The 22014-nt window shown below is 69.8% G+C and carries 26 protein-coding genes and 1 pseudogene; 14 read left to right on the forward strand and 13 right to left on the reverse strand.

What is annotated here, in order from left to right:
- Positions 1–37: 37 nt before the first annotated feature.
- Positions 38–433, reverse strand: a complete 396-nt coding sequence (locus tag EHO50_RS22310; RefSeq protein ID WP_128432735.1) for a TOBE domain-containing protein — start codon at positions 431–433, stop codon at positions 38–40.
- A 178-nt stretch (positions 434–611) separates the two neighbouring features.
- Between EHO50_RS22310 and EHO50_RS22315 the strand changes: the two genes are divergently transcribed.
- Complete coding sequence (locus EHO50_RS22315) at positions 612–1307, forward strand: type 1 glutamine amidotransferase domain-containing protein (RefSeq protein WP_128432738.1); 696 nt, start codon at positions 612–614, stop codon at positions 1305–1307.
- Between the two features lie 45 nt (positions 1308–1352).
- Here the strand turns inward: EHO50_RS22315 and EHO50_RS22320 are convergent, their stop codons facing one another.
- Positions 1353–2030 carry a class I SAM-dependent methyltransferase gene (locus EHO50_RS22320; protein WP_128432740.1) on the reverse strand — a complete coding sequence of 226 codons (678 nt, stop codon included), beginning with the start codon at positions 2028–2030 and terminating at the stop codon, positions 1353–1355.
- Positions 2031–2086: 56 nt separating this feature from the next.
- Here EHO50_RS22320 and EHO50_RS22325 point away from each other — a divergent pair.
- Positions 2087–2260 (forward strand): annotated as a pseudogene (locus tag EHO50_RS22325) (ArsR family transcriptional regulator); the annotation flags it as partial.
- Positions 2261–2747: 487 nt separating this feature from the next.
- On the opposite strand, the gene EHO50_RS22330 reads toward EHO50_RS22325, so the two are convergent.
- Together EHO50_RS22330 and EHO50_RS44090 are read right to left on the reverse strand one after the other, a co-directional pair.
- Positions 2748–3092, reverse strand: coding sequence for a hypothetical protein (locus EHO50_RS22330; RefSeq protein ID WP_128432746.1), 345 nt, complete (start codon positions 3090–3092; stop codon positions 2748–2750).
- Between the two features lie 279 nt (positions 3093–3371).
- Positions 3372–3512: a hypothetical protein gene (locus EHO50_RS44090; RefSeq protein WP_164904913.1), complete on the reverse strand. Its 141-nt coding sequence runs from the start codon at positions 3510–3512 to the stop codon at positions 3372–3374.
- 126 nt (positions 3513–3638) lie between these two features.
- Here EHO50_RS44090 and EHO50_RS22335 point away from each other — a divergent pair, with 126 nt between their 5' ends.
- A complete protein-coding gene (locus EHO50_RS22335; protein ID WP_128432749.1) occupies positions 3639–4037 on the forward strand; it encodes a DUF5994 family protein in 399 nt (132 codons plus the stop codon).
- 21 nt (positions 4038–4058) lie between these two features.
- Here the strand turns inward: EHO50_RS22335 and EHO50_RS22340 are convergent, their stop codons facing one another.
- Both EHO50_RS22340 and EHO50_RS22345 read right to left on the reverse strand, forming a co-directional pair.
- The gene (locus tag EHO50_RS22340; protein WP_425472257.1) at positions 4059–4562 is read right to left on the reverse strand and encodes a DUF5994 family protein; all 504 of its coding nucleotides are present in this window, start codon (positions 4560–4562) and stop codon (positions 4059–4061) included.
- A 192-nt stretch (positions 4563–4754) separates the two neighbouring features.
- The gene (locus EHO50_RS22345) at positions 4755–5006 is read right to left on the reverse strand and encodes a hypothetical protein (RefSeq protein ID WP_128432755.1); all 252 of its coding nucleotides are present in this window, start codon (positions 5004–5006) and stop codon (positions 4755–4757) included.
- Positions 5007–5179: 173 nt separating this feature from the next.
- On the opposite strand from EHO50_RS22345, the gene EHO50_RS22350 reads away from it, so the two are divergent.
- Together EHO50_RS22350 and EHO50_RS44095 are read left to right on the forward strand one after the other, a co-directional pair.
- Positions 5180–5665 carry a DUF5994 family protein gene (locus tag EHO50_RS22350; protein ID WP_128432758.1) on the forward strand — a complete coding sequence of 162 codons (486 nt, stop codon included), beginning with the start codon at positions 5180–5182 and terminating at the stop codon, positions 5663–5665.
- Between the two features lie 154 nt (positions 5666–5819).
- Positions 5820–5960 (forward strand): hypothetical protein, encoded by a 141-nt coding sequence (locus tag EHO50_RS44095; RefSeq protein ID WP_164904914.1) that lies wholly within the window; start codon positions 5820–5822, stop codon positions 5958–5960.
- 68 nt (positions 5961–6028) lie between these two features.
- Here EHO50_RS44095 and EHO50_RS22360 read toward each other — a convergent pair whose 3' ends face one another.
- Both EHO50_RS22360 and EHO50_RS22365 read right to left on the reverse strand, forming a co-directional pair.
- The gene (locus tag EHO50_RS22360) at positions 6029–6397 is read right to left on the reverse strand and encodes an STAS domain-containing protein (RefSeq protein WP_128432761.1); all 369 of its coding nucleotides are present in this window, start codon (positions 6395–6397) and stop codon (positions 6029–6031) included.
- 334 nt (positions 6398–6731) lie between these two features.
- Positions 6732–7169 (reverse strand): hypothetical protein, encoded by a 438-nt coding sequence (locus EHO50_RS22365; protein WP_003974483.1) that lies wholly within the window; start codon positions 7167–7169, stop codon positions 6732–6734.
- Positions 7170–7848: 679 nt separating this feature from the next.
- On the opposite strand from EHO50_RS22365, the gene hemL reads away from it, so the two are divergent.
- The 8 genes from hemL (at position 7849) to EHO50_RS22410 (ending at position 16277) form a co-directional block, all read left to right on the forward strand.
- Positions 7849–9183, forward strand: coding sequence for a glutamate-1-semialdehyde 2,1-aminomutase (hemL, locus tag EHO50_RS22375; protein WP_128432764.1), 1335 nt, complete (start codon positions 7849–7851; stop codon positions 9181–9183).
- Between the two features lie 14 nt (positions 9184–9197).
- On the forward strand, positions 9198–9914 hold the full coding sequence (locus EHO50_RS22380; protein WP_128433468.1) for a histidine phosphatase family protein: 717 nt from the start codon (positions 9198–9200) through the stop codon (positions 9912–9914).
- Between the two features lie 152 nt (positions 9915–10066).
- Positions 10067–11368 carry a polysaccharide deacetylase family protein gene (locus EHO50_RS22385; RefSeq protein WP_128432767.1) on the forward strand — a complete coding sequence of 434 codons (1302 nt, stop codon included), beginning with the start codon at positions 10067–10069 and terminating at the stop codon, positions 11366–11368.
- A gap of 66 nt (positions 11369–11434) precedes the next feature.
- A complete protein-coding gene (locus EHO50_RS22390) occupies positions 11435–12052 on the forward strand; it encodes a TlpA family protein disulfide reductase (protein ID WP_128432780.1) in 618 nt (205 codons plus the stop codon).
- Between the two features lies 1 nt (position 12053).
- Entirely contained in the window at positions 12054–12827 is a 774-nt protein-coding gene (locus EHO50_RS22395; protein ID WP_128432782.1) for a cytochrome c biogenesis CcdA family protein, read from the forward strand.
- Positions 12828–12830: 3 nt separating this feature from the next.
- Positions 12831–14567, forward strand: coding sequence for a cytochrome c biogenesis protein ResB (gene resB / locus EHO50_RS22400; RefSeq protein WP_128432786.1), 1737 nt, complete (start codon positions 12831–12833; stop codon positions 14565–14567).
- Complete coding sequence (gene ccsB, locus EHO50_RS22405) at positions 14564–15664, forward strand: c-type cytochrome biogenesis protein CcsB (RefSeq protein ID WP_128432789.1); 1101 nt, start codon at positions 14564–14566, stop codon at positions 15662–15664. The genes resB and ccsB overlap by 4 nt, the downstream gene beginning before the upstream one ends.
- Positions 15665–15872: 208 nt before the next feature.
- Complete coding sequence (locus EHO50_RS22410) at positions 15873–16277, forward strand: SRPBCC domain-containing protein (protein WP_128432792.1); 405 nt, start codon at positions 15873–15875, stop codon at positions 16275–16277.
- Between the two features lie 29 nt (positions 16278–16306).
- Here the strand turns inward: EHO50_RS22410 and EHO50_RS45165 are convergent, their stop codons facing one another.
- From EHO50_RS45165 to EHO50_RS22430, 4 genes are all read right to left on the reverse strand, one after another.
- Positions 16307–16483: a hypothetical protein gene (locus EHO50_RS45165; protein ID WP_246101334.1), complete on the reverse strand. Its 177-nt coding sequence runs from the start codon at positions 16481–16483 to the stop codon at positions 16307–16309.
- 279 nt (positions 16484–16762) lie between these two features.
- Positions 16763–18142, reverse strand: a complete 1380-nt coding sequence (locus tag EHO50_RS22420; RefSeq protein ID WP_164904915.1) for a condensation domain-containing protein — start codon at positions 18140–18142, stop codon at positions 16763–16765.
- A 130-nt stretch (positions 18143–18272) separates the two neighbouring features.
- The gene (locus tag EHO50_RS22425; protein WP_128432797.1) at positions 18273–19232 is read right to left on the reverse strand and encodes an isopenicillin N synthase family dioxygenase; all 960 of its coding nucleotides are present in this window, start codon (positions 19230–19232) and stop codon (positions 18273–18275) included.
- Positions 19233–19239: 7 nt separating this feature from the next.
- Positions 19240–19698, reverse strand: a complete 459-nt coding sequence (locus EHO50_RS22430) for a nucleoside deaminase (RefSeq protein WP_128432799.1) — start codon at positions 19696–19698, stop codon at positions 19240–19242.
- Positions 19699–19798: 100 nt separating this feature from the next.
- Here EHO50_RS22430 and EHO50_RS22435 point away from each other — a divergent pair, with 100 nt between their 5' ends.
- Entirely contained in the window at positions 19799–21070 is a 1272-nt protein-coding gene (locus EHO50_RS22435; RefSeq protein WP_128432802.1) for a PucR family transcriptional regulator, read from the forward strand.
- Here the strand turns inward: EHO50_RS22435 and EHO50_RS22440 are convergent.
- On the reverse strand, positions 21067–21990 hold the full coding sequence (locus EHO50_RS22440; RefSeq protein WP_128432804.1) for a transglutaminase-like domain-containing protein: 924 nt from the start codon (positions 21988–21990) through the stop codon (positions 21067–21069). The two genes, EHO50_RS22435 and EHO50_RS22440, sit on opposite strands and share 4 nt — an antisense overlap.
- Positions 21991–22014: the final 24 nt, after the last annotated feature.

The raw sequence follows: 22014 nt of genomic DNA on the forward strand, positions 1-22014 counted from the left end.
TCGGACGCGTGCGCCCTGCCCGGTCAGGCGCGGTCGATCAGACGCGGTCGATGTGCACGTTCGTCGACTTCACCCGGGCGGTGGCCTCCATGCCGACCTCCAGTCCCAGCTCCTCCACGGCCTCCCGTGTGAGCAGGGAGACGAGCCGGTGCGGTCCGGCCTGGATCTCCACCTGCGCCGCCACGTCACCGAGCTTGATCGCGGTGACGATGCCGGGAAAGGCGTTGCGGACCGACGTATAGGGGGCGTCCTCCTCACCGCTCCCGCCCTTGGCGAGCTCCACGGAGAATGCGGCCAGGTCCTTCCCGTCGATGAGCCGCTTCCCGCCCTCGTCGCGATGGGTCGCCACCCGGCCCGCATCCGCCCATCGCCGCGCGGTGTCCGGACTCACGCCGAGCAGCCGCGCCGCCTGGCCGATCGTGTATGACTGCATGGGCGACAAGATAGGTCAGGGCGGGAAGGCGGCCGTGCACCGTGCAGAAACTGGTACCGGTGCCTGCCTCCGATGGCGCGGACACTGCAGCAGTTCTAGTTTCGAGAGCCAGAGACAGCTGACGCCCTGAGTGCTGCGCAGCGTCAGCGCCTGAATCCCGACTCTCGGAGACCGCACCATGTCGAAGATTCTTTTTGTGATGACCGGCGCCGACCACTGGACTCTGGCCGACGGCACCAAGCACCCGACCGGCTTCTGGGCCGAGGAGGCCGTCGCCCCGTACCAGGCGTTCAAGGCCGCGGGCCGTGAGATCGTCGTGGCCACGCCGGGCGGCGTCGTGCCGTCGGTGGACCAGGTCAGCCTGGCGCCGCAGTACAACGGCGGCGAGGAGGGCGCCAAGCAGATGGCGGACGTCCTCGCCACGATCAGTGAGATCCAGCGCCCCATCAGGCTGGAGGACGTCGAACTCGACGACTACGCCGCCGTCTTCTACCCCGGCGGCCACGGCCCGATGGAGGACCTGGCCGTCGACCCCACCTCCGGCAAGCTGCTCGTCGACGCCCTCTCCTCGGGCAAGCCACTCGGCGTGGTGTGCCACGCCCCGGCCGCGCTGCTGGCCGCCACCGCGGCCGACGGCGGCAACGCCTTCGCCGGCTACCGCCTCACCGGCTTCAGCAACGCCGAAGAGGCCCAGGCCGACTTTGCCACCAGGGCCAAGTGGCTGCTCCAGGACCGCCTGGTCGAGATCGGCGCCGACTACCAGGAAGGCGAGCCATGGGCCCCGAACGTGGTCGTCGACCGCAACCTGGTCACCGGCCAGAACCCCGCCTCCGCCGGACCGGCCGCGGCCGAAATCCTCAAGAAGCTGACCTGACCGAGCGACGAAGGCCCGGTCGCCGGTGAACTCCCCGCCGGGCCGTCAAGCTCCCGGCGTCTGCGGCAGTGTCTGAGTGACGCGCCACAGTCGGCGCGGCAGGTCACCCTCCTCGAAGGCGTGGACCTCGTTCAGGATCCAGCCTTGGGCGAGGGTGTCGACGAGTGCGCGCGGGAAAAAGTGCACGGCGAAGCCGCCGTGCTCGAAGATGTCGTCGCCGTGTGAGGTGCCGACGCCGTAGTGGGTGTCACCGGTGTGGCGGACGGTGTAGACGAAGGTGCCGCCGGGCCGCAGCACCCGGGCGATCTCGCCGACCAGGGCCTGGATCTCCGGGGTGGACAGGGCCATGCACAGCAGCATGTGCGCGAAGACCGCGTCCACCGAGGCGTCCGGCAGTGGCAGCGGGTCACGGACATCGTGGACCGAGGTCGTCACGCGGCCGTCCACGCCCTTCCGGCGGGCGGCGGTGCGCAGCTGCTCCAGGCCGGTGGCGGAGAAGTCGGTGGCCTGGACGGTGAACCCTTCGTGTGCGAAGTGCAGGGCGTCGCGGCCGTGGCCGGCGCCGAGTTCCAGGACCTCGCGGGCTCCGGCCGCGTGGAAGACGGCGGCTGCGTGGACCGCAGGGGCGGACGGCTCCTCGCCGTACATTCCGGGGTGAGCGGTGTAGGTGCTCTGCCAGTGCGCGCGTTGCGTTTCGGCCAGGTCCCGCCCGTCGTCGGTCACTTCTGCTGCCCTCTCTTGTCCCGTCGGTGCCGAGCGTACGGCTGCACTGTCATGGCGTGCTGACCATCGCCTCCGACATCGACGTGCAGGCCCGTCTCGACCACGCGCTCGCCGCCCCGATCCGCTGCCGGATCCTGCTCGCCCTGCACAAGGCGCCGACCTGCCCGGCCGACCTCGGCGACGCGCCCGGCGCCTCCCGGACCCGGCTGTCGAACCACCTGGCCTGCCTGTGAGTTCGCGGTCCGTGCTCTGCCCGCCGATTCGGCCTTTAGGGCCGACGTGCGGAGAACTCCCGGCACGTTCCACGGCACTCCGGCCCGGCGGGTCGGCGTCCGGGGCGTCCGGGGGGTTCTCATCCGGGGGAGGCGCACCTAGGCTTGCGGCGTTCGGCAGCCCTGACGGCTGCCCGTGCCCCGTGACTCCGGGCAAGGACCTATTCGCAGCCCTCGCACAGCCGTCGGCTTCCATTGCCCACTCCGGCCGGCCCTTGCCTTCGCCTCGTTGCCCTACCCATGACCTCCCCTCGTCGCGAGACCTGCGCGGTCGCTCCCGCGCGCCGTCGTACGGTCCGATGCGGGGCACCTGGCTCCGAACACGCGCCCGAAGAGGGGGGAAACGGCCGCGCGGGGGAGCCCTCGACGGCCGCCGTCCGCGCTCGGACGAGCTGACGGCGGCCGTCGGAACGAGTGGCGCCGGGCATGCACGACCCGTCGGCTGCTACGTGCGCAGCAACCGCTGGGTGATCTCCCGGTACTGCCTCAGCGCGATCCGGAGTTCGGCGGAGTCCGTCTCGGGGTCCCGGCCCTGCCAGCCGGCGCGGAGCGCCTGCCGTTGTTCGGAAAGGGCCTTGACGAGCTGGGCGGCGGCTTCGTCGAAGGCGCCCTCGGCCTCTTCGAGCGCCTCGCGCGGGGTGTCCTCGAAGGTGTTGACGGCATGTCCGAGACGCCGGACGATCTCGTCCCGACCGTCCGGAGAGAGCAGCGGCTTCGGACCCGAGGGCCGACGTTCGGCGTCGCCCGGCTGCCCGCTCGCGGGCTGTTGGGCGCGTGTCTGGTCGTACATGGTCGTGTGTACCGCTTCCGTCGTGTCGGTGGCACCGCCTGCGCCGTGCTGCCAGTCAACGGCCGGCGAGGGTCCGTGTCAACGCGGTACCGGTGTGGACGCACCCTGCCGGAGGCCGCCGACCGGTGGCATCCGGCCGTTTCCGTCCGCAAGGAGAGTACGGTGGGGAGAACGAGGGTGTTTGGTGCCTAACCGACAGGTCGTCCCCAACACCTCACCCACCATCAGGGGCAGCCCGTGACCCCGGCCGCACCTCCACCCCAGCGGCCCTCGCCGAGGTCAAGGAGCCCCCTCCATGTCACCCAGCCCCACCATGCCCGTCCCGAAGGACACGGCCTCGCCGCCCCGGAGGTACGACGTCGTCCTGCCGTTCGGGCGCTCGGTCTCGCCGGCCGGCTGCTGTGAGGGAGTCTCATCCATCCCGCCGACATCGCGGAACGCCTCGGCTGGGTGCACGACGTCCGCCGGCCGAGTCCGGCCCGTGTCGCCGCCCGCCGCGCCTGACATCAACCACTCGTCCGCGCACGGCAGTTGGCAGGAGCCCTCATGACCACCGCACTGCAACCCCCGCTTCCCTCCCACCCCGTCCTCCGGCTGCACCTGGCCCCTCTCGGCAGCATGCCCCGGCCCATCGACGGAGCGTGGTGGCCGCGCTCGTACGACCTGCTCACCGAACTCCCCCGGCTGCTCGCCGGGTTGCCGCACGCCTGGGGTCACATCACCAGCGTCACGGTCAACGGAGCGACATGGTCCGCCGTACCCGGCCGGATGCTCGTCTTCAACGAGGTCATACGACTACGCAGGAGCCTCGCGGCATCAGCTCCGCACACCATCGTCCTGCTCGCCCCCGGCAAGGGGCGCTGGGACCTGCTGGTCGTACCTCCGGACACGACCGAGGAGGCCGCACAACCGCTCATGGCGGCCGCGGCGAACGGTCAGGCTTGACGGGCGCTGCGCCTCGAACCGTCACATCCCCACGGCGCTCTGCTGAGTCCAGCCGTACGACAAGAAGGCACCGCCGGTCCCGGCCTCCGGACCACCGTGGTCGGTCCGTTCCGCCGACATGAGCGCGGTGGCGGTCATCGGCGGGCCGGTCTCCGCGCTTGCGGCGGCCATCAGCCGGGCGGCCGCGGGGGCGCCGGTCTCCGGGGGGACGACCAGCAGGTTCCGGCGGCCCGCGATGCGGGACAGCAGCAGGATCGCGTGCGGATCCAGCTCCGAGGTGAACCAACCGACCTTCACCACACGGCCGTTGACGAAGATCCTGGGTGGGAGGATCGGCCAGCTGCGGGGGTTGACGGCGATACGGGTGATCTGTCCCCACAGGGGATCCAGCACGTCCGCCAGAGCGGAGAGCTCGCTCGGCAAGTCACGTGAAGGAGGCCACCAGGCACCGTCCAGCTCGGCGGGCCCTGCGGAAGGGCTCTCGGATTTCAGCGCAAGGCGTGCGGCCGGGGCCCTGAAGGGAATGGCCCGTAGCGGGGGACGGGAATTGGTCGCGGACATCACGCAAACCTGTCTCCGGAGCCTGTGCACGCACAGCCGCCCGGTGTCGTCACTCGACGGGAACGGCGCCGGCATCGGGGCCGGTGCGCGAAGTGCTCCCGATGACCTCACGCTACTCCCCGAAAGGGCCGGGCGGACCGTTCCCCCGGTCCCGGCTCACCTCCGCCCGCGGCCGTCCGCTGTGGGCCGGCTGCTCTCCAGCCACGACCGTGCGGGTTCTGCCGGGCGGGTGGTGTCCACGGTGAGGTCGAGGTGGGTCCCTCCTTCGGCGCCCGCGGGGTAGCTGCGCTGCTCGGTGGCGTCGAAGCAACGTCGGAGCACCTCCGCGACCCGACGGGCGACCTCGGGCGAGGCGGCGACGATGCGTACCTCGGCGTTCCCGCCCGAGGGTGCTTCCGTGGACTGCATGGCGACCTCGGAGTTCGATGACCCGGTACGAGACGGGCCGGATCTCTCACTCTACTCCGGCGTGTCCCACAGCCCCCGCGGGTGACCGGCGGGCTTCCCGGTCGCCGTCGGCCGGAGAGTACCGTGAAACGAGAAGCCACCGTGTCCTTGATCCCGGCAGGCAGGCGAGAGCGATGTCCGACTCCGACTCCCCGCGTGTGACCAGGCTCCTGCCGGACGCCGTCCACGAGGCAGTGCGGCCCGGCACGGCCGTCGTACGGCTGGAGACGACACAGGACCGACAGGGCGTGCTCGACGGAGCGTGGTGGCCGCGTTCCCGCGACATCACCGCCGAGCTCCCCCGCTTGATCACCGCGCTGACCGAGTACCTCGGGCCCATCACGCGGGTCGGCCTGGACGCAGACGCCTGGGAAGGACTGCCGACGCGGATGACCATCGACGACCGTCTCGTCCACATCGACTCGTTCCCGGTCGGCGACGACACGGTCCTCGTCACCCGAGGCGAGCAGGATCTCTTCTCCCTCCTCGTGGTCCCGCCGCACGCGACGCCCGACGCCGCGCGCGCCGCCATGGCCGAGGCCGTCCGCGCCGGCAGCGTGACGCAGGCCGAACAGATCCTCGTCGACACCGGCACCGAGCGGGCACGGCCGGGGACGTGACGGCGGTCAGCCGGGGCGGCCCCCCGGGCCGGGCCGCCCCGGGCGCCGGGATGACGTCGGTGTCGAAGGCGCCCGAGATGATCCGTGTGGCCAGGTCCGACAGACGCAGGTGACGGGCGCGGGCGTACGACCGGAACGCGGCGAAGGCGTCGCGATGGTGGCCACCTCGGCGAGGGTCCGGGCCCGGACCCTCGCCCAGCGTGAGCTGGAGTTCCTCGAACTGCGCGCTCAACTCGGGACGGCACCACTACGGTTCGGCCGTCCGGCCGTCGTCCAGCAGCAGCGACAGCGCTGATCACCTGTCCACGCCCTGTGCCGGCCGGGGCACTTCGGGGCGGGGCGCCGCTCGGCTTCCGCCTTGCATCACGCGGGCGGGTCCGCCGCCGGCCGGTCTGCTGGTAGGTCCTGCCAGGCGTCCTGGGCACTCGCGTACCGAGGGAACCGCTCCACCAGGCCGCAGGCCCGGAACACGAGCGCCGGTCCCGGCCGGGTGTGGACCACGCGTAACCATCCGCCCCGCCCGCGGCAGTCGTGCCACGCCGCGCACAACGCGTCCAGGACACTGCCGTCCATGAACGTCACGCCACTCAGGTCGATGATCAGGAACAGTCGGCCGGTGTCGTGGCGGGCGCCCTCCAGATCCTGCGCGAAGGCCGGCGCGGTCGTCACGTCCAGCTCACCGCCGACCCGGACCACGCGGCACTCCTCGAACACGTCGGGATGCGGGCCCATACGCCCCATCTCCTCGGTCGGTGGGATGGCTTTCGCCTTGCGCAGGGCCTCTGTTGCGCGGGAGGGGACTACACGGAGAGGGCCGGGGTCGCGGGCGACCGTATGACCAACCTACTGCCGGGGAGGGGCTATACGGGGCCCCTTCTCCGGTTTGTTGACGGGATCGGCAAAGTGTTCTCCGGTGTCGCCCCCGTCCCGCCGTCCCGCCGTGTTGTGAGGGACGGCGGTTCCCGTCAGGGACGCACGGGGCCGTTCCTCCGCCGGCCGGCGGCCCCTCCGGGGACATGAAGAAGGCGGGGCCCGAAAACCCCGCCGATACCAGTGAAACCCCAGCTCAGGGCCACACAAGGCAATACGGCTGATGCCCCGCCTCATGAAGGCGATGGCTGAAGTCCTGCCACTCATGCAGCAGTTGGTACACATTGAACGCATCCCGAGGCCCGCCCCGGTCCGGCACCGTCGACCAGATGAAGGCGGCCGCGCCGACCGCTTCCTCTCCTATTCCACGGAGCGGATCGACCACCGTCATCGGAAGCTTGACCACCGCGTAGTCGGGGTGCAGGACGACCAGCTCCAGCGGCGGGACCTTGTGCAGCGGGACGCCCTCGATGCCCGTCAGCACCATGGCCGCCATGGTCTCCGGCTTGATCTTGGTGAACATGCCGTTCATGCCGAGCTCGTCGCCGCCGAGTTCCTCGGGGCGCATCGAGATCGGGACACGGGCCGCGGTCGCACCGTCGGGCGCGCCGAAGTACTTGTACGTCACCCCCACCCGACCACCATTCCTGCTCGCCCTCAGCCGATCGCTGCGTTCGCTGCGTCGGTCGGCCCGCTCTGACTCATTCGGTACACCCGGCATACCCGGTACTACGTGTCCCTGACGTGCTTCGTTCGAATCCTCCGCGTCGCGCCGGTGCCTTCCCCGCCGGGCACGTCGAGGACCCAGGTCATCAGTCCCCTCGCCCAGCCCGCCACCGCGATGCATATCTCCACCCGACTGCTTTTCTAGGACGCGTGGCGCCCGCCGCGCAACCCGATCATCGTGTCAGTGACCTCCCCCACGGCCGCCCGCCGAAACGTGCGCTGAAACACCTGTCCGCAGGATCTTTTCAGTCCCAGACCATCACGCCCCGCATGAGCTGTGTGTATCACGTCCAGTCTCGCAGATCGCGGGGAGGGGACGGGGGGTGATGGGGGGCGAGGGGGAGCGGAGAGGGGAGTGGAGGGGGGAGTGGAGCAGGGAGTGGAGGGGGAGTGGTCGAGGGAGAAACTGGACGTCAGGTCAGTAGTGGCCCCCATGGCCCCGGCGGCGCCGATCACCCCTTGCCCCGCCCCGGCCGACCAGCACCCCGCTGCCCCCGCCGCCCCCTGGCCTACCCTGAGGAGGTCACTGGCAACCGGAGTCCGAGATCATCGGAGTAGGTCAGAGAAGGTCGGAGTAGTCGCAGGTCATGAGCGAAGCGCCCTCTTCAGGAACGCCCTATCCATACGATGCGCCTGCCTCGCAGGCTCTGTTCGACCGTGCGGCCACTGTCACGCCGGGCGGCGTGAACTCCCCGGTGCGCGCCTTCCGGGCCGTGGGCGGTACGCCCCGGTTCATGGTGTCCGGTACGGGTCCGTACCTGACCGACGCCGACGGGCGTGAGTACGTGGACCTCGTCTGCTCCTGGGGGCCCATGATCCTCGGGCACTCCCACCCGGACGTGATCGCCGCCGTCCAGGACGCCGTATCGCGTGGTACGTCCTTCGGTACGCCCGGTGAGGGCGAGGTCGCGCTCGCCGAGGAGATGGTCGACCGGATCGAACCGCTCGAGCAGGTGCGGCTCGTCTCCAGCGGTACCGAGGCCACCATGTCCGCCATCCGGCTGGCCCGCGGGTTCACCCGGCGGTCCAAGGTGATCAAGTTCGCCGGGTGCTATCACGGGCACGTCGACTCGCTGCTCGCCGCCGCCGGGTCCGGGGTCGCCACCTTCGCCCTGCCCGACACCCCTGGTGTTACCGGCGCCCAGGCCGGCGACACCATCGTCCTTCCCTACAACGACCTCGAAGCCGTGCAGGAGGCCTTCCACCGCTACCCCGGCGAGATCGCCTGTGTCATCACCGAGGCCTCGCCCGGCAACATGGGCGTCGTCCCGCCGCTCCCCGGGTTCAACCAGGGACTCAAGGACGCCTGCCGTGAGAACGGTGCCCTCTACATCTCCGACGAGGTCATGACCGGGTTCAGGACCAGTCGCGCCGGGTGGTACGGCATCGACGGGGTCAAGCCCGACCTCATGACCTTCGGCAAGGTGATGGGGGGTGGCTTCCCGGCCGCCGCCTTCGGTGGCCGCGCCGATGTGATGGCCCACCTCGCGCCCGCGGGGCCCGTCTACCAGGCCGGCACCCTCTCCGGGAACCCGGTGGCCACCGCCGCCGGCCTCGCTCAGCTGCGGCTCCTCGACGAGGCCGCGTACGACACCGTCAACGCCGTCTCCGCGCAGATCCAGTCCCTCCTCACCGAGGCCCTCGCCAAGGAAGGCGTCGCGCACCGACTGCAGACCGCCTCCAACATGTTCTCCGTCTTCTTCACGGACCGGGACGTGCGCAACTACGAGGACGCCAAGCGGCAGGAGTCCTTCCGCTTCACCGCCTTCTTCCACTCGATGCTGGCGCAGGGCGTCTATCTGCCGCCCTCGTCCTTCGAGTCCTGGTTCGTTTCCACGGCACACGACGAGCGGGCCGTACAGCGGATCGCCGACGCCCTCCCGGCGGCGGCCCGAGCGGCGGCGGAGGCCACGGCGGCATGAGTGACGGCATCAACATGAGCGACGGCGCCGGCAAGAGCGACGGCATCAGCAAGAGCGACAGCGACATCACCGTCGTACACCTCATGCGGCACGGCGAAGTGGCCAACCCGGACGGGATTCTCTACGGCCGTCTCGCGGGGTATCACCTGTCCGAGCTCGGGCGGCAGATGGCCGACCGGGTCGCCGAGCATCTCGCCTCCCGCGACGTGACGTACGTCTGCGCCTCCCCGCTGGAGCGGGCGCAGGAGACCGCGACGCCCATCGCCAAGGCGCACGGGCTCGACCTCGCGACCGACGCGCGGCTCATCGAGGCCGACAACGTCTTCCAGGGCAAGACCTTCGGGGTGGGGGACGGGGCGCTGAAGAAGCCCGAGAACTGGAAGCATCTCGTCAACCCCTTCAAGCCGTCCTGGGGTGAGCCGTACGTCGAGCAGGTCATCCGGATGATGGGCGCGCTCGATGCCGCCAAGGACGCCGCGCGCGGGCACGAGGCCGTGCTGGTCAGCCATCAGCTGCCGATCTGGATCGTGCGCAGTTACGTCGAGAAGCGGCGCCTGTGGCACGACCCGCGCAAGCGGCAGTGCACGCTCGCGTCGGTGACGAGCTTCACGTACCAGGGCGACAAGATCGTGTCCGTCGGCTACTCCGAGCCCGCCATCGACCTCGTCCCCGCCCACCTCCGCGCCGGCGCCAAGCCGGTGAAGGGGAAGGACAAGGCCTTCGGCGCGTAGTCCGGCGCATGGCAACGTCCGCAACGTCCGTTTGGGGCGCTGTGACAGTCCTGTTTCATTTGTTCCGAAATGTGTGCGATTAGACGGAACCTCCCTGTTCGTCGCGCCCTCTGACTGGGTGACCACCAGAGGATGCGACGGACGGGAATGGAATGCGCGACTTCAACCGAAGGGGACTTCTCGGGCTCGGAGCCGGAGCGGCCGCCGCCCTCGGACTCGCGGGATGCGGCACCCTCACGCCGTCAGACGGGTCGAACCATGGCGGAGGTTCCGGAAACGACTCGGACAACAAGCCCGGCACCCAGACCAACCGCGCGCGTCCCATCGGCGACGGCTCCACCTCGTACACCGGCAAGCAGCCCCACCAGCCGGGCAAGCCCGAGCCGCTGGAGCCGGGGCAGGAGCCGCCGCAGTTCGTCATCTTCTCCTGGGACGGTGCCGGCGAGGTCGGCAACGGCCTCTTCCCGCGCTTCCTCGACCTCGCCAAGGAGCACGGGGCGGGCATGACCTTCTTCCTCTCGGGGCTGTACCTCCTGCCCGAGTCGAAGAAGCGGCTCTACGAGCCCCCGAACAACCCGCGCGGCGCCTCCGACATCGGCTACCTCACCGACGAGCACATCAAGGCGACGCTCACCAACGTCCGCCGCGCCTGGCTCGAAGGGCACGAGATAGGCACCCACTTCAACGGCCACTTCTGCGCCGGCACCGGCACCGTCGGCAACTGGACGCCGAAGCAGTGGCGCAGCGAGATCGACCAGGCGAAGGCCTTTGTGAAGGAGTGGCGGACCAACAGCGGGTGGACCGACCTGCCGTCCCTGCCCTTCGACTACGACAAGGAACTCGTCGGCGGCCGTACGCCGTGCCTGCTCGGCCAGGACAATCTGCTGCCCACCGCCCGCGAGCTGGGCTGGCGCTACGACGCCTCATCGCCGGGCGGTCAGCAGGTGTGGCCGGAGAAGAAGGGGGGCGTCTGGGACCTGCCGTTGCAGCAGATACCTTTCCCCGGGCACAGCTTCGAGGTCCTCTCGATGGACTACAACATGCTCGCCAACCAGTCGATCAACTCGACCAACGCGCCCTCCTACAACTACCCGGGCTGGCGCAAGCAGGCCGCCGAGTCCTACATATCGGGCTTCAAGCGGGCATACGAGACAAACCGCGCTCCGTTCTTCATCGGCAACCACTTCGAGCACTGGAACGGCGGCATCTACATGGACGCCGTCGAGCAGGCCTTCAAGCACATCGCGCGCGAGAAGGAGAAGGGAGCCGACGTACGGCTCGTCTCCTTCCGGCAGTTCGTGGACTGGCTGGACGTGCAGAAGCCGGAAGTCCTCGCCAAGCTGCGGACCCTGCCGAAGGGGCAGCAGCCCGTCGGTGGCTGGAAGGAGTTCCTGAAGGCCACCGGCACGAGCACCGCGACATCCTCCTCGGGAAGCACCTCAAACGCCGCCTGAAATGCGGGTCTACGTCCGGGAGGGGGGTGCGCAAGATCCCCAGAACGGGCATGCGAAACTTTTCACATGAGTGCCGCCAGCCGTGCCCCCCTGCGCTCGAACCGCAGCCGTGCCGTCCTGCTCACCGCGACAGCCGTGGCCGCCGCGCTGACCCTGTCCGCGTGCAGTTCCGGCGGCACGTCGGGCGGCGGCGGTGACACCAACTTCGTCACCGGCAACAACGGCATCGACACGGTCGCCAAGGCCAACCGGTCCGCGGCTCCCGTGCTGTCCGGCGAGACCATCGACGGCAAGCAGCTCACCACCGCCGACTACAAGGGCAAAGTCCTCGTCATCAACGTCTGGGGATCGTGGTGCCCGCCCTGCCGGGCCGAGGCGAAGAACTTCCAGACCGTCTACGAGGACCTCAAGGACCAGGGCGTCGAGTTCGTCGGCATCAACACCCGGGACACCAGCACCACCCCCGCGAAGGCCTTCGAGAAGGAGTTCGGGGTCACCTACCCGAGCCTGTACGACCCCACGGGCAAGCAGATGCTCCGCTTCAAGAAGGGCACGCTCAACCCGCAGCTGATCCCGTCCACGCTCGTCTTCGACCGCCAGGGCAGGATCGCGGTGCGTGCGCTCCAGCCGCTCGGCGAGGACACGCTGCGCAGCATCATCAAGCCCGTCCTCGCGGAGAAGTGACGTGAGCGCAGTGTCCACGCTCGCCGCAGCCGCGACGTACAACGGCACGGTGCTGAACGGCGCCCTGCTGCTCGCGCTGCCCATCGCGGTGCTCGGCGGCCTCGTCTCCTTCTTCTCCCCGTGCGTCCTGCCGCTCGTCCCCGGTTATCTGTCCTACGTCACCGGAGTCAGCGGCACCGACCTGGCCGAGACCCGGCGCGGCCGGATGGTCGCCGGTGCCTCCCTCTTCGTGCTCGGCTTCACCGCCGTGTTCGTCTCCGGCGGGGCGCTGTTCGGCTACTGGGGCTCGACCCTGCAGGAGAACAAGGACGTCCTGACGAAGATCCTCGGCGTCCTCATGGTCCTGATGGGCGTGTTCTTCATGGGCCTGATGCCCTGGCTCAGCCAGCGGGAGTTCCGCTTCCACACCAAGCCGGCCACCGGGCTGGCCGGCGCCCCCCTGCTCGGCGCCCTCTTCGGCATCGGCTGGGCGCCCTGCATCGGCCCGACCCTGTCCTCCGTGCAGACGCTCGCCTTCAACGAGGCCAGCGCCGGACGCGGCGCCATACTGACCGTCGCCTACTGCCTGGGCCTGGGCATTCCGTTCGTCCTCACTGCCGTAGCCTTCCGCAAGGCGCTCGGCGCCTTCGCCTGGGTCAAGCGCCACTATGTCTGGGTGATGCGCATCGGCGGCACCATGATGATCGTGACCGGTGTGCTGCTGCTGACCGGCGCGTGGGACCGCATCGTGCAGGAGATGCAGGTCTGGTCCGACGGCTTCACTGTGGGGATCTGATCGATGAGCAACACCAAGACCAGCGCGCCCGACAACACCCCGGGACCGGCCGAGGACCAGGACCTCGGCGCCGCCGGCTCCCAGCTCTCCACCGCCCCCACCGAGGAGATCGCCGGCCTTCCCTCGCTCGGCGTCATCGGCTGGACCCGCTGGTTCTGGCGGCAGCTCACCTCGATGCGGGTCGCGCTGCTGCTGCTCCTGCTGCTGTCGCTCGGCGCGATCCCCGGCTCGCTCATTCCGCAGACCGGCATCGACGAGACGAAGGTCGCCGAGTTCCGCGAGGCGCACGAGACGCTCGCGCCGATCTACGACAAGCTCGGCCTCTTCCACGTCTACAGCTCGGTGTGGTTCTCCGCGATCTACATCCTGCTGTTCGTCTCCCTCATCGGCTGCATCGTCCCGCGCACCTGGCAGTTCGTCGGCCAACTGCGCGGCCGCCCGCCGGGTGCCCCGAGGCGCCTGACCCGGCTGCCCGCGTACACCACCTGGCGCACCGAGGCCGAGCCCGAGCAGGTCCGTGAGGCCGCGCTCGCCCTGCTGAAGAAGCGCCGCTTCCGCGCCCACCTCACCGGTGACGCCGTCGCCGCCGAGAAGGGCTATCTGCGCGAGGTCGGCAACCTCGCCTTCCACATCGCGCTGATCGTGATGCTGATCGCCTTCGCCTGGGGCCAGCTGTTCAAGTCCGAGGGCAACAAGCTGATCGTCGAGGGCGACGGCTTCTCCAACACCCTCACCCAGTACGACGACTTCAAGTCCGGCAGCCTCTTCAGCCAGGACGACCTCGACCCCTTCAGCTTCACCCTGAAGAACTTCAAGGGCACCTACGAGCTGACCGGCCCCAACCGCGGCACCCCGCGCACCTACGAGGCCGCCATCACCTACAGCGTCGGCGCCTACGGCAAGGACAAGAAGACCACCGTCAAGGTCAACGAGCCGCTGGAGATCGGCGACTCGAAGGTCTATCTCGTCAGCCACGGCTACGCACCCGTCGTCACGGTCCGCGACGGCAAGGGCGACATCGTCTACCAGGACGCGGTCCCTCTCCTTCCGCTCGACGGCAACGTCACCTCCACCGGTGCGATCAAGGTCATGGACGGCTACCGCGACGCCAAGGGCAAGTGGGACCAGCTCGGCTTCCAGGCCTTCTTCCTGCCGACGTACGGCGGCGCGGGCACCGCGGTGGTCTCGCAGTTCCCGGCACTGCTGAACCCGGTGCTCAACCTTGAGGCCTACCACGGCGAACTCGGTGTCAACTCGGGCCTCCCACAGAGCGTGTACCAGCTGAACAAGAAGAACCTGAAGGGGTTCAAGGACTCCAAGGGCGCGCAGCTCCGGGAGAACCTCAAGCCCGGCGAGACCATGAAGCTCCCGAACGGCGCCGGCTCGATCACCTTCGAGAAGGAGATCAAGGAGTGGGCCGGCTTCCAGGTCGCCCGCCAGCCCGGCAGCGGCTGGGCGCTCGCCGGTTCCGTCGCCGCGATCTTCGGCCTCGCCGCCTCCCTCTTCATCCAGCGCCGCCGCGTATGGGTGCGGGCCACCACCGGCAGCGACGGCGTCACGGTCGTCGAGATGGCCGGCCTCGGCCGCAGCGAGTCCGCCAAGGTGCCCGAGGAACTCGGCGACCTCGCCGGGATCCTGTACGAGCAGGCGCCGGGCGCGCCCGACACCGCCGCCGACCCCGCAGATTCCGAAGCTTCCCCCGACCCCCAAGTCGTACCTGCCGAAGGGGCTGAGAAGTGACTCTCGCCGCCGCAACCGATCTGGCCGCCGCCACCAACGAAAACCTGGCCAACATCAGCAACACGCTGATCTACTCGTCGATGGCCGTCTACACCCTGGCCTTCTTCGCGTACATCGCCGAATGGCTCCTCGGCAGCCGCAGCAAGGTCGGCCGTACGGCCGCCGCGCTCACTCCGGCGAAGGCCAAGAAGGCCGACGCGCCCGCCGTCACCGTGAAGCAGGGGGGCTCCACCGCCGTACTGGAGCGGCCGAAGGTCGTCGTGCGGGCCACGGCCGGTCAGCGGGACGTGCCGGACGGGCCCGGGGCGCACGGCGGGGACGCGCAGGGCGACCTCTACGGGCGTATCGCCATCTCCCTCACCGTCCTCGCCTTCCTGATCGAGTTCGGCGGTGTGCTCATGCGGGCTCTGTCGGTGCAGCGGGCACCGTGGGGCAACATGTACGAGTTCAACATCACCTTCTCCACGGTCGCCGTCGGTGTGTACCTCGCGCTGCTCGCGCTGAAGAAGAACGTGCGCTGGCTCGGGCTGTTCCTGATCACCACGGTCCTCCTCGATCTCGGCCTCGCCGTCACTGTCTTGTACACCGCCAGCGACCAGTTGGTTCCCGCCCTTCACTCGTACTGGCTGTACATCCACGTCTCCACGGCGATCTTCTGCGGCGCGGTGTTCTACGTCGGCGCGGTCTCCACGATGCTCTACCTCTTCAAGGACAGTTACGAGAACAAGCTGGCGAACGGCGGCACCCCGGGCCGCTTCGCGAACTCCGTCCTCGACCGGCTGCCCGCCTCGGCGTCCCTCGACAAGTTCTCCTACCGGGTCAACGCCGCTGTCTTCCCGCTGTGGACGTTCACGATCATCGCGGGCGCCATCTGGGCGGGCGACGCGTGGGGCCGCTACTGGGGCTGGGACCCCAAGGAGACCTGGTCCTTCATCACCTGGGTCGCCTACGCCTGCTACCTGCACGCCCGTGCCACGGCCGGCTGGAAGGGCCGCAAGGCCGCCTACCTGGCCCTGATCGCCTTCGGCTGCTGGCTGTTCAACTACTACGGCGTCAACATCTTCGTCTCCGGCAAGCATTCGTACGCCGGGGTGTAGATCTCCCTCGTAGGTTGAGGGCCGGTTTCTGTGACTCAGGTCATGGAACCGGCCTTCGGGCGGCCCGACCGCGGTGGTGCGGTCACCGGGGTTTCAAGAAGGGTGACGTGACCGGCCGCACCGCGATCCTGGAGCGCACGGTCGTGGACAAGGCAGGTCAGCGGCCGTAAGGGGTGCATATCGCCCCCGGCGGGGTCAGGCTGGTGTCATGACCGGTTCCGTAGAACAGGGCATCAGCCAGACCCACGGGAACACGCACATCCTGCACTTCCTGGTGCGGCTTCCCCGCCCGATGGAGACGGTCTGGCCGGCGCTGACCACACCGGAGGGGCTCGCGTCCTGGTTCACCTCCGCCGACGTCCTGGAACCCCACCTCCATGGTGCGGTCACGCTGCGTGACCTCGGCTCAGGGCGGGTCACCGCGTGGGACGTGGAGCGGGTCGCCGAGTACACGCTGGAGGGCGGCGGCCGGATCCGGTTCCACCTGGAGCGGGACGGCGACGAGGGCGCCGCCCTCCGCTTCACCCATGAGTTCCAGGGCGAGACGGAGTCGGAAGAGCGCTGGCGGTCCCGCTTCGAGCAACTCATCGAGACGCTTCAAACGGGCCCCTGACCGCTAACCGTTCATCCGCTGCGAGCCCGTCATCCGCGATACCGCGCGGCGTGCTCGCGGGAGGTAACGCCGACCCGGAAGTGGTCGGACAGCAGCATCAGCCCGCGCCGGGCGTTGCGGCCGGTCAGGGGCTCGCCACCGGTCGCCGCGGCGGCCACCTTGGCGGCGACCCGTCCGGCCGGCGTCCGGCGAACCCCGCGATCCACGACTCGCTCTCGTTCAGCAGCAAGATCCGCTCCACCTCAAGCCGGATACGCTCGGAGCCGGTGTCCCGTCAGCGGCCAGCGGCCACCGCGACCAGCCCCGAAATCAGCCGCGGGAACTGGATCCGCCCGGCCCCGGGCACCGGCTCGGTGAGTTGCTCGGCGATCACCAGCAGGGCCTGCGGCACCGGCGACCGGGCCTCGGCGGGCGGTCCGTCTGCCGGGGCGCCCTCGCGGTGCTCGCGGTCGATCAGCGCGACCGCGCTCGTACTGTCGGGGGCGCTACGAAACGGTCGACATGATGATGTCCCGAAGCCGCTCCACATACAGCCGCATGTTCTTGTACGCGATGTCGGTGTCCGGGTAGCGGCAGGTGAACCACAGGCCCTCGTGGAGCCTGTTGAACCACACGTACACCTTGTCGCCGTACGCCACCCTGCCCAGCCCGTACGCCTTCAGATCGGTCCACCGCGCGGAGCCGGGAACGCCTCGGGCGTCGAGGAACGAGACGACCGAGTACAGGTCGGGCGACGTGGGGCAAAAGTCCGAGCCGAGCAGGTCCAGGACCCGGGCGAGCGGGATGCGGGCCAGCGGCCGGTTGGTCCTCAACTCGGCGCGCACCGCTTTCAGGGCGCTGGTGAAGTCGGATGCGTCGGCCACGGGAATCTCGATCGGCGCGGCGCCGACGAACCAGCCCACGGAGTCCGACCACTCGGCCTTGTCCCGGGTGTGGAACGGCACGACCGTGCGGTAGACGGGTTCTCCGCCGATCTCGTGCACGACAAGGCTCGTGGCGGCCAGCACTCCGACCAGGCTCCCGCCGTAGGGACGGCAGTACGCCTCGAACGCCGCGGCTGCGTCGGCGTCCACGATCATCTCGCGCATCAGCCTCTGGGTGTGCAGGCCGACGGGATCGATGCCGAGCTCGACGGGAAAGTTCGGCAGCTGTCCGTCGCAGCGGTCGATGAACTCCCGCCAGCGAGCGACGATCACATGGTCGTCGGCGATCCGGTCCGCCTCCTCCCGCTCGATCTCGCAGAAGTCGACGTAACTGGCGACCGACGGCTCCTCCACAGCGCGGCCCTCGACGGCTGCCGCGTAGAGATCGTGGATCTCGGCGGGGATGCGCATGATGGAGTAGCCGTCGACATTGCTGTGATCGAAAGCCATGTACACGCTGGTGCAGTCGTCCCGGACGACCGCCGCGTAGATGAAGTTCGGCCAGCGAAGCGCGTACGCCGCGACGTCGAAGCGGTCCTGGAGGTACTGGACCAGCTCCGCCGCGTCGGGGAAGTCGCCGACCACCTCGCGCTGGAGCGACACGGTCTCGGCGTCGACCGTGAACCGGTGCATGTCGCCGCCGGACCAGCGGAAGCCGCTGCGCAGCGTCTCGTGCCGGAGCGTCCAGCTGTGCAGCGCCTCCTGCAGTGCGTCGAGATCGACCCGGCCCGGGACGTCGAACGCCGTACCGAGCCAGGTCGGCAGGAACAGGCCGTCCTCACACACGGAGTGGACCGTTTTGAGGTGGGACTCCTGGACGTACGCCGGCGGCCTGGAGTCCGCCGGCAGCCCTGTCGCCGTCGCCACCGTCGCCGGACTGAGCGTCCATTCGACGAGTCGTCCGGGCCGGACCTCGCAGCGCTGGATGTCAGTCATTCGCACGGGCGGCTCCATTCGAGGCGGGATACACACCCAAACGGGTGGTATCTCGCCCAACGAGGCAACCCTTACTCAGAAACGGTCGCTGCGATCAGCCGACAGCGCCCCGTCGACTGCCATCAGTCTCCGCCGGTCAGTCGACGGTGATCGAGTCCAGCTTCTCCCGCAGATACACATGCGAGTCGACGGGCTCGTACGCCACCCGCCCCACCGGTGCCGGGACGGACTCGACGAGCGTTCCGGGCGTGCACTCCCCGAAGTAGACGAGGGACATCAGCTCCTCGGCGGGAGCGTCGGCGGGCGGCGGCAGTACCCGGTGCCGGCCCGACCGCCAGCGGTCACCGGTCCAACGGGCCATCAGGTCACCGATGTTGATGGTGAACGCCTCCGGGTCGTACGGCGCGTCCTCCCAGCCCCCCTCGTCCGTGTAGACCTGCAAGCCGCCCTTGCCCGCCTGCCGGTCGAGGATCGTCACCGTCCCGAAGTCGGTGTGCGGCCCGATACGGAACTGGCCCGGCGCCGGCTCCCCGACGACCTCCGTCCCCGGATACCAGTTGATGTTGAAGCCGTACGTCGGATGGTCCATGTGCCGTGAGAAGAAGTCGGGTTCGAGGCCGAGGGCCTCGCCGAGCAGCGAGAGGAGCTGCTTCTCCAGCTCGCCCATGCGCTCCAGGTACTCCTCGCACAGCGACCGGAGTTCGGGCACCTGCGCCGGCCACACGTTGGGCGCGTACCACTCGGCGTTGACGACGGGGTCCTCGAAGGGTTCGTGGGTCGCGAAGGTCAGCGACTCCTTCAGGTCCGGCGGGGTCTCGGTGCCCTCCGCGTAGCCGTTGGCCTCCGCGCCCGGCCCGAGCCAGCCGCGCCCGCCGACCTTGGCCTCGTAGGCCTCCTTGACGTCGACCGGGAGCACGAAGAAGGCACGGGCCGCCGCCCGGATCCGCGCGCGCAGCGCCGGGTCCACACCGTGCCCGGTGACCAGGAGGAACCCGGCGGTCTGGAGCGCCTCGTCGACGGTACGGGCCATCGTCCCGCGCGCTTCGGGGTCACCTTCGAGCCAGGGCTTGAGGTCGATCGTGGGAATGCGTGGCATTCGTGGCTCATTCACCGATGTCCTCGTTCCACAGTGCCGGATCGTTCTTGATGAAGTCGCGCATCATCCCGATGCACTCGGGATCGTCCAGGAGCACGATCTCCACACCGTGCTCGGCCAGCCAGTCGTGCCCGCCGTGAAAGGTGACCGCCTCGCCGATCACCACCCGGGAGATCCCGAACTGCCGGACCAGGCCGGAGCAGTACCAGCAGGGCGAGAGCGTGGTCACCATGGTCGTTTCGCGGTACGACCGCTGCCGTCCCGCCGCCCGGAAGGCGGCCGTCTCCGCGTGCATGGACGGATCGCCGTCCTGGACCCGCCGGTTGTGCCCACGCCCGAGCAGCGCCCCGTCGGCCCCGTACAGCGCGGCCCCGATCGGGATGCCGCCCTCGCCGAGCCCCGCCCGGGCCTCCTCGACGGCGGTGGCGAGCCATGTACGGGCGGTCGCCTGATCCAAGAGCTCCATGCCTCTCACTCTCCTGTGCGCGAAACACGAGGGCAACGTGCGGAAAGTACTCTCCCCGCAGCCCGCCCGCGGACGAACTGTCAGCGCCCTGGAGGTCCCCGTGCCCGCACTCACCCTCCGCGAAGTCCTGACCCTCGACCCCGTCCGCGCCACCGGCCCCGAGCTCCTCGCCGGGGAGCAGGCCCTGGACCGCCCGGTGCGCTGGGTCCACTCCAGCGAGGTCTACGAGGGAGCCAACTTCCTCGACGGCGGCGAACTGCTCCTGACCAACGGCTTCGGGCTCACGGACGCCGACGAGGAGGTGCGGCGCCGGTACGTCCGCGAGCTGGCCGCCCGCGCTGCCGCCGGCCTCGCGGTGGAGGTCGGCCGCTCCCTGCCGCACATGCCGGCGGAGGTGATCGACGAGGCCCGCCGGGTGGGCCTGCCGCTGCTGGCCCTGCACCGGGTGGTGCCCTTCGTACGGATCACGGAGGCGGCGAACCGGGCGATCGTGGCTCGGGGACTGTCCGGGCGTTCCGTCGTACGGCCGTGGGGCGACGACCATACGGCGGCCCTGTTGGCGGATCTGGCCGACCGGGCGGCGCTGAACCAGCCGGAGGTGGAGGCGCGGGCGGCCCTCGCGGGCTTCCACCCTGGGCCGGGCACCCGGCTGATCGGGGTGTCGGTGCACGGTACGCGGGAGGCGGGCGTCGTCGACCGTGCCGTACGGCTGCTGGGCGGGGCGGGTGTGCTGCGGGCCGCCTTCCCCGGCGACGTCCTGGCGTTGCTGTCCCTGCCAGGGGTCTCCCGCCCTGGCCGCCCGGGTGACCCCGTGAAAGCTGTTCAGGAAGTCTTCCGCACGGCCGCCGAACCCGGGCTGACCGTGGCCGTCGGCCATGCCGTGGCCGCGGGCGGCGGCTGGCTGCGCTGGAGCGACACGCTGCGCGCGGCCCGCACCGCCCTGGAACTGGCGCTCACCGTCCCGCCCGCCGAGCCGGGCGTCCCCGACGGTCCGCTGGTGACCTCGTCACGGGCGCTGGCGTGGGAACGGGAGCTGACCCGGGGCGGAGTGGACGCCAACCGCGAACGGCTGGCGGCATTGGTCCAGCACACCCTGGGCCCGCTGCTGGAGTGGGAGGCGGCGCATGCGAGCGACCTCGTGCGGACCCTGGAGGTGCACCTGCGGCACGGCTGCTCACCCACCCGTACCGCCGCCCTCCTCCACATCGGCCGTCAGTCCCTCTACCAGCGCCTGGAGCGGATCGAGTCGTTGCTCGGGCTGGAGATCGGCGATCCGGATCTGCTGGGGGAGCTGCTGGCGGCGGCCTGTGCGCATCGGGTGGTGCGGGGGACGGGGACCGCCTCGGTGGGGGGACTGCGGACGGTCGCCTAGCGCAGGGTGACCAGGCTCGGCCCGTTGAAGGGGGCGTAGCACGTCACGGTCCGTGGGGTGCGCAGCGTGTCGTCCTCGGTGAACAGCTTGCGTGCCGCGTCATAGGACAGGTCTCCGCTGACAACAGGAGCGACACGGTCGTAGAACTCACGCGACGACTGCGGGAGCGGCTCGCCGGGCTTGCCCTCGTCCTCTCCCCATACGTCCCACAGGAGCGTCTCCACCTTGTTGAGCGCGGCGAGGTCGAGCCGGATGTTGCCGGCGACGAACCGCTCCCCGAAGAACGGCCCTTCCTCCGGCGGATGGAGTCCGAACGTCCTCGGGTCGGCCGCGCCTTCGCGAATGGCCCGCCATGCCTCGCCGGCGACCAGGAAGCGTGAGCGCGGCACGTCCATCGGGTCGAAGTCCACGTCCCAGGCGTGATGGAGGCCGGGGTCGGCGAGCTGGGCGTCGGCGAGCAGCCAGGTGCCGCGCTTGTCGTCCCAGTACTCGGTGACCATGTGGTCGACGTGGAAGTCGTCGGCACGGAAGTAGTCGGCGAAGCCCGACCGGGCGCGCGCCGGGATGCCGTGGTGACGCAGGAACGAGACATGCAGCAGCGTGAAGTCCCGGCAGGTTCCCACGAACCGGTCGCCGACCGCGCGCCGTTGAGCGAGTGGAGCGTGGTCGCGCTCGACGACGATCCGCAGGACGTCGTCGATGTAGCGGGTCTCGGCGTCGTTGTGCAGACGGTCGGTCGGATGCGCGTGGCCGAACAGCTCGCCCTCGACACGATGGATCAGCAGGTCGCGTGCAATACAGGACAGCTGGGAGAGATCGCCGGGGAGATCCGCGTACAGGTGAGCGAGTTCACCGGGGTCGGAGAACGTGCTGTGGGCTGCGTAGTAAGCGAGGGACACCATGGCCTCCCGAGCTGTCATCGACCGCGTGTTCGATTACGGGTC

Source organism: Streptomyces cyaneus (assembly GCF_004028635.1).
GTDB classification, from domain to species: domain Bacteria; phylum Actinomycetota; class Actinomycetes; order Streptomycetales; family Streptomycetaceae; genus Streptomyces; species Streptomyces cyaneus.

What these genes read in the sequence shown, in the direction of transcription:
- EHO50_RS22345 (WP_128432755.1), bottom strand. Translation starts at nt 5,006, where the DNA reads ATGCAGTCCACGGAAGCACCCTCGGGCGGGAACGCCGAGGTACGCATC.
- EHO50_RS22380 (WP_128433468.1), top strand. Translation starts at nt 9,198, where the DNA reads ATGAGCGACGGCGCCGGCAAGAGCGACGGCATCAGCAAGAGCGACAGC.
- EHO50_RS22385 (WP_128432767.1), top strand. Translation starts at nt 10,067, where the DNA reads ATGCGCGACTTCAACCGAAGGGGACTTCTCGGGCTCGGAGCCGGAGCG.
- hemL (WP_128432764.1), top strand. Translation starts at nt 7,849, where the DNA reads ATGAGCGAAGCGCCCTCTTCAGGAACGCCCTATCCATACGATGCGCCT.
- resB (WP_128432786.1), top strand. Translation starts at nt 12,831, where the DNA reads ATGAGCAACACCAAGACCAGCGCGCCCGACAACACCCCGGGACCGGCC.
- EHO50_RS22350 (WP_128432758.1), top strand. Translation starts at nt 5,180, where the DNA reads ATGTCCGACTCCGACTCCCCGCGTGTGACCAGGCTCCTGCCGGACGCC.
- EHO50_RS22440 (WP_128432804.1), bottom strand. Translation starts at nt 21,990, where the DNA reads ATGACAGCTCGGGAGGCCATGGTGTCCCTCGCTTACTACGCAGCCCAC.
- EHO50_RS22430 (WP_128432799.1), bottom strand. Translation starts at nt 19,698, where the DNA reads ATGGAGCTCTTGGATCAGGCGACCGCCCGTACATGGCTCGCCACCGCC.
- EHO50_RS44095 (WP_164904914.1), top strand. Translation starts at nt 5,820, where the DNA reads ATGGTGGCCACCTCGGCGAGGGTCCGGGCCCGGACCCTCGCCCAGCGT.
- EHO50_RS22360 (WP_128432761.1), bottom strand. Translation starts at nt 6,397, where the DNA reads ATGGGCCCGCATCCCGACGTGTTCGAGGAGTGCCGCGTGGTCCGGGTC.
- EHO50_RS22310 (WP_128432735.1), bottom strand. Translation starts at nt 433, where the DNA reads ATGCAGTCATACACGATCGGCCAGGCGGCGCGGCTGCTCGGCGTGAGT.
- EHO50_RS22330 (WP_128432746.1), bottom strand. Translation starts at nt 3,092, where the DNA reads ATGTACGACCAGACACGCGCCCAACAGCCCGCGAGCGGGCAGCCGGGC.
- EHO50_RS44090 (WP_164904913.1), bottom strand. Translation starts at nt 3,512, where the DNA reads ATGGATGAGACTCCCTCACAGCAGCCGGCCGGCGAGACCGAGCGCCCG.
- EHO50_RS22335 (WP_128432749.1), top strand. Translation starts at nt 3,639, where the DNA reads ATGACCACCGCACTGCAACCCCCGCTTCCCTCCCACCCCGTCCTCCGG.
- EHO50_RS22425 (WP_128432797.1), bottom strand. Translation starts at nt 19,232, where the DNA reads ATGCCACGCATTCCCACGATCGACCTCAAGCCCTGGCTCGAAGGTGAC.
- EHO50_RS22390 (WP_128432780.1), top strand. Translation starts at nt 11,435, where the DNA reads ATGAGTGCCGCCAGCCGTGCCCCCCTGCGCTCGAACCGCAGCCGTGCC.
- EHO50_RS22315 (WP_128432738.1), top strand. Translation starts at nt 612, where the DNA reads ATGTCGAAGATTCTTTTTGTGATGACCGGCGCCGACCACTGGACTCTG.
- EHO50_RS22410 (WP_128432792.1), top strand. Translation starts at nt 15,873, where the DNA reads ATGACCGGTTCCGTAGAACAGGGCATCAGCCAGACCCACGGGAACACG.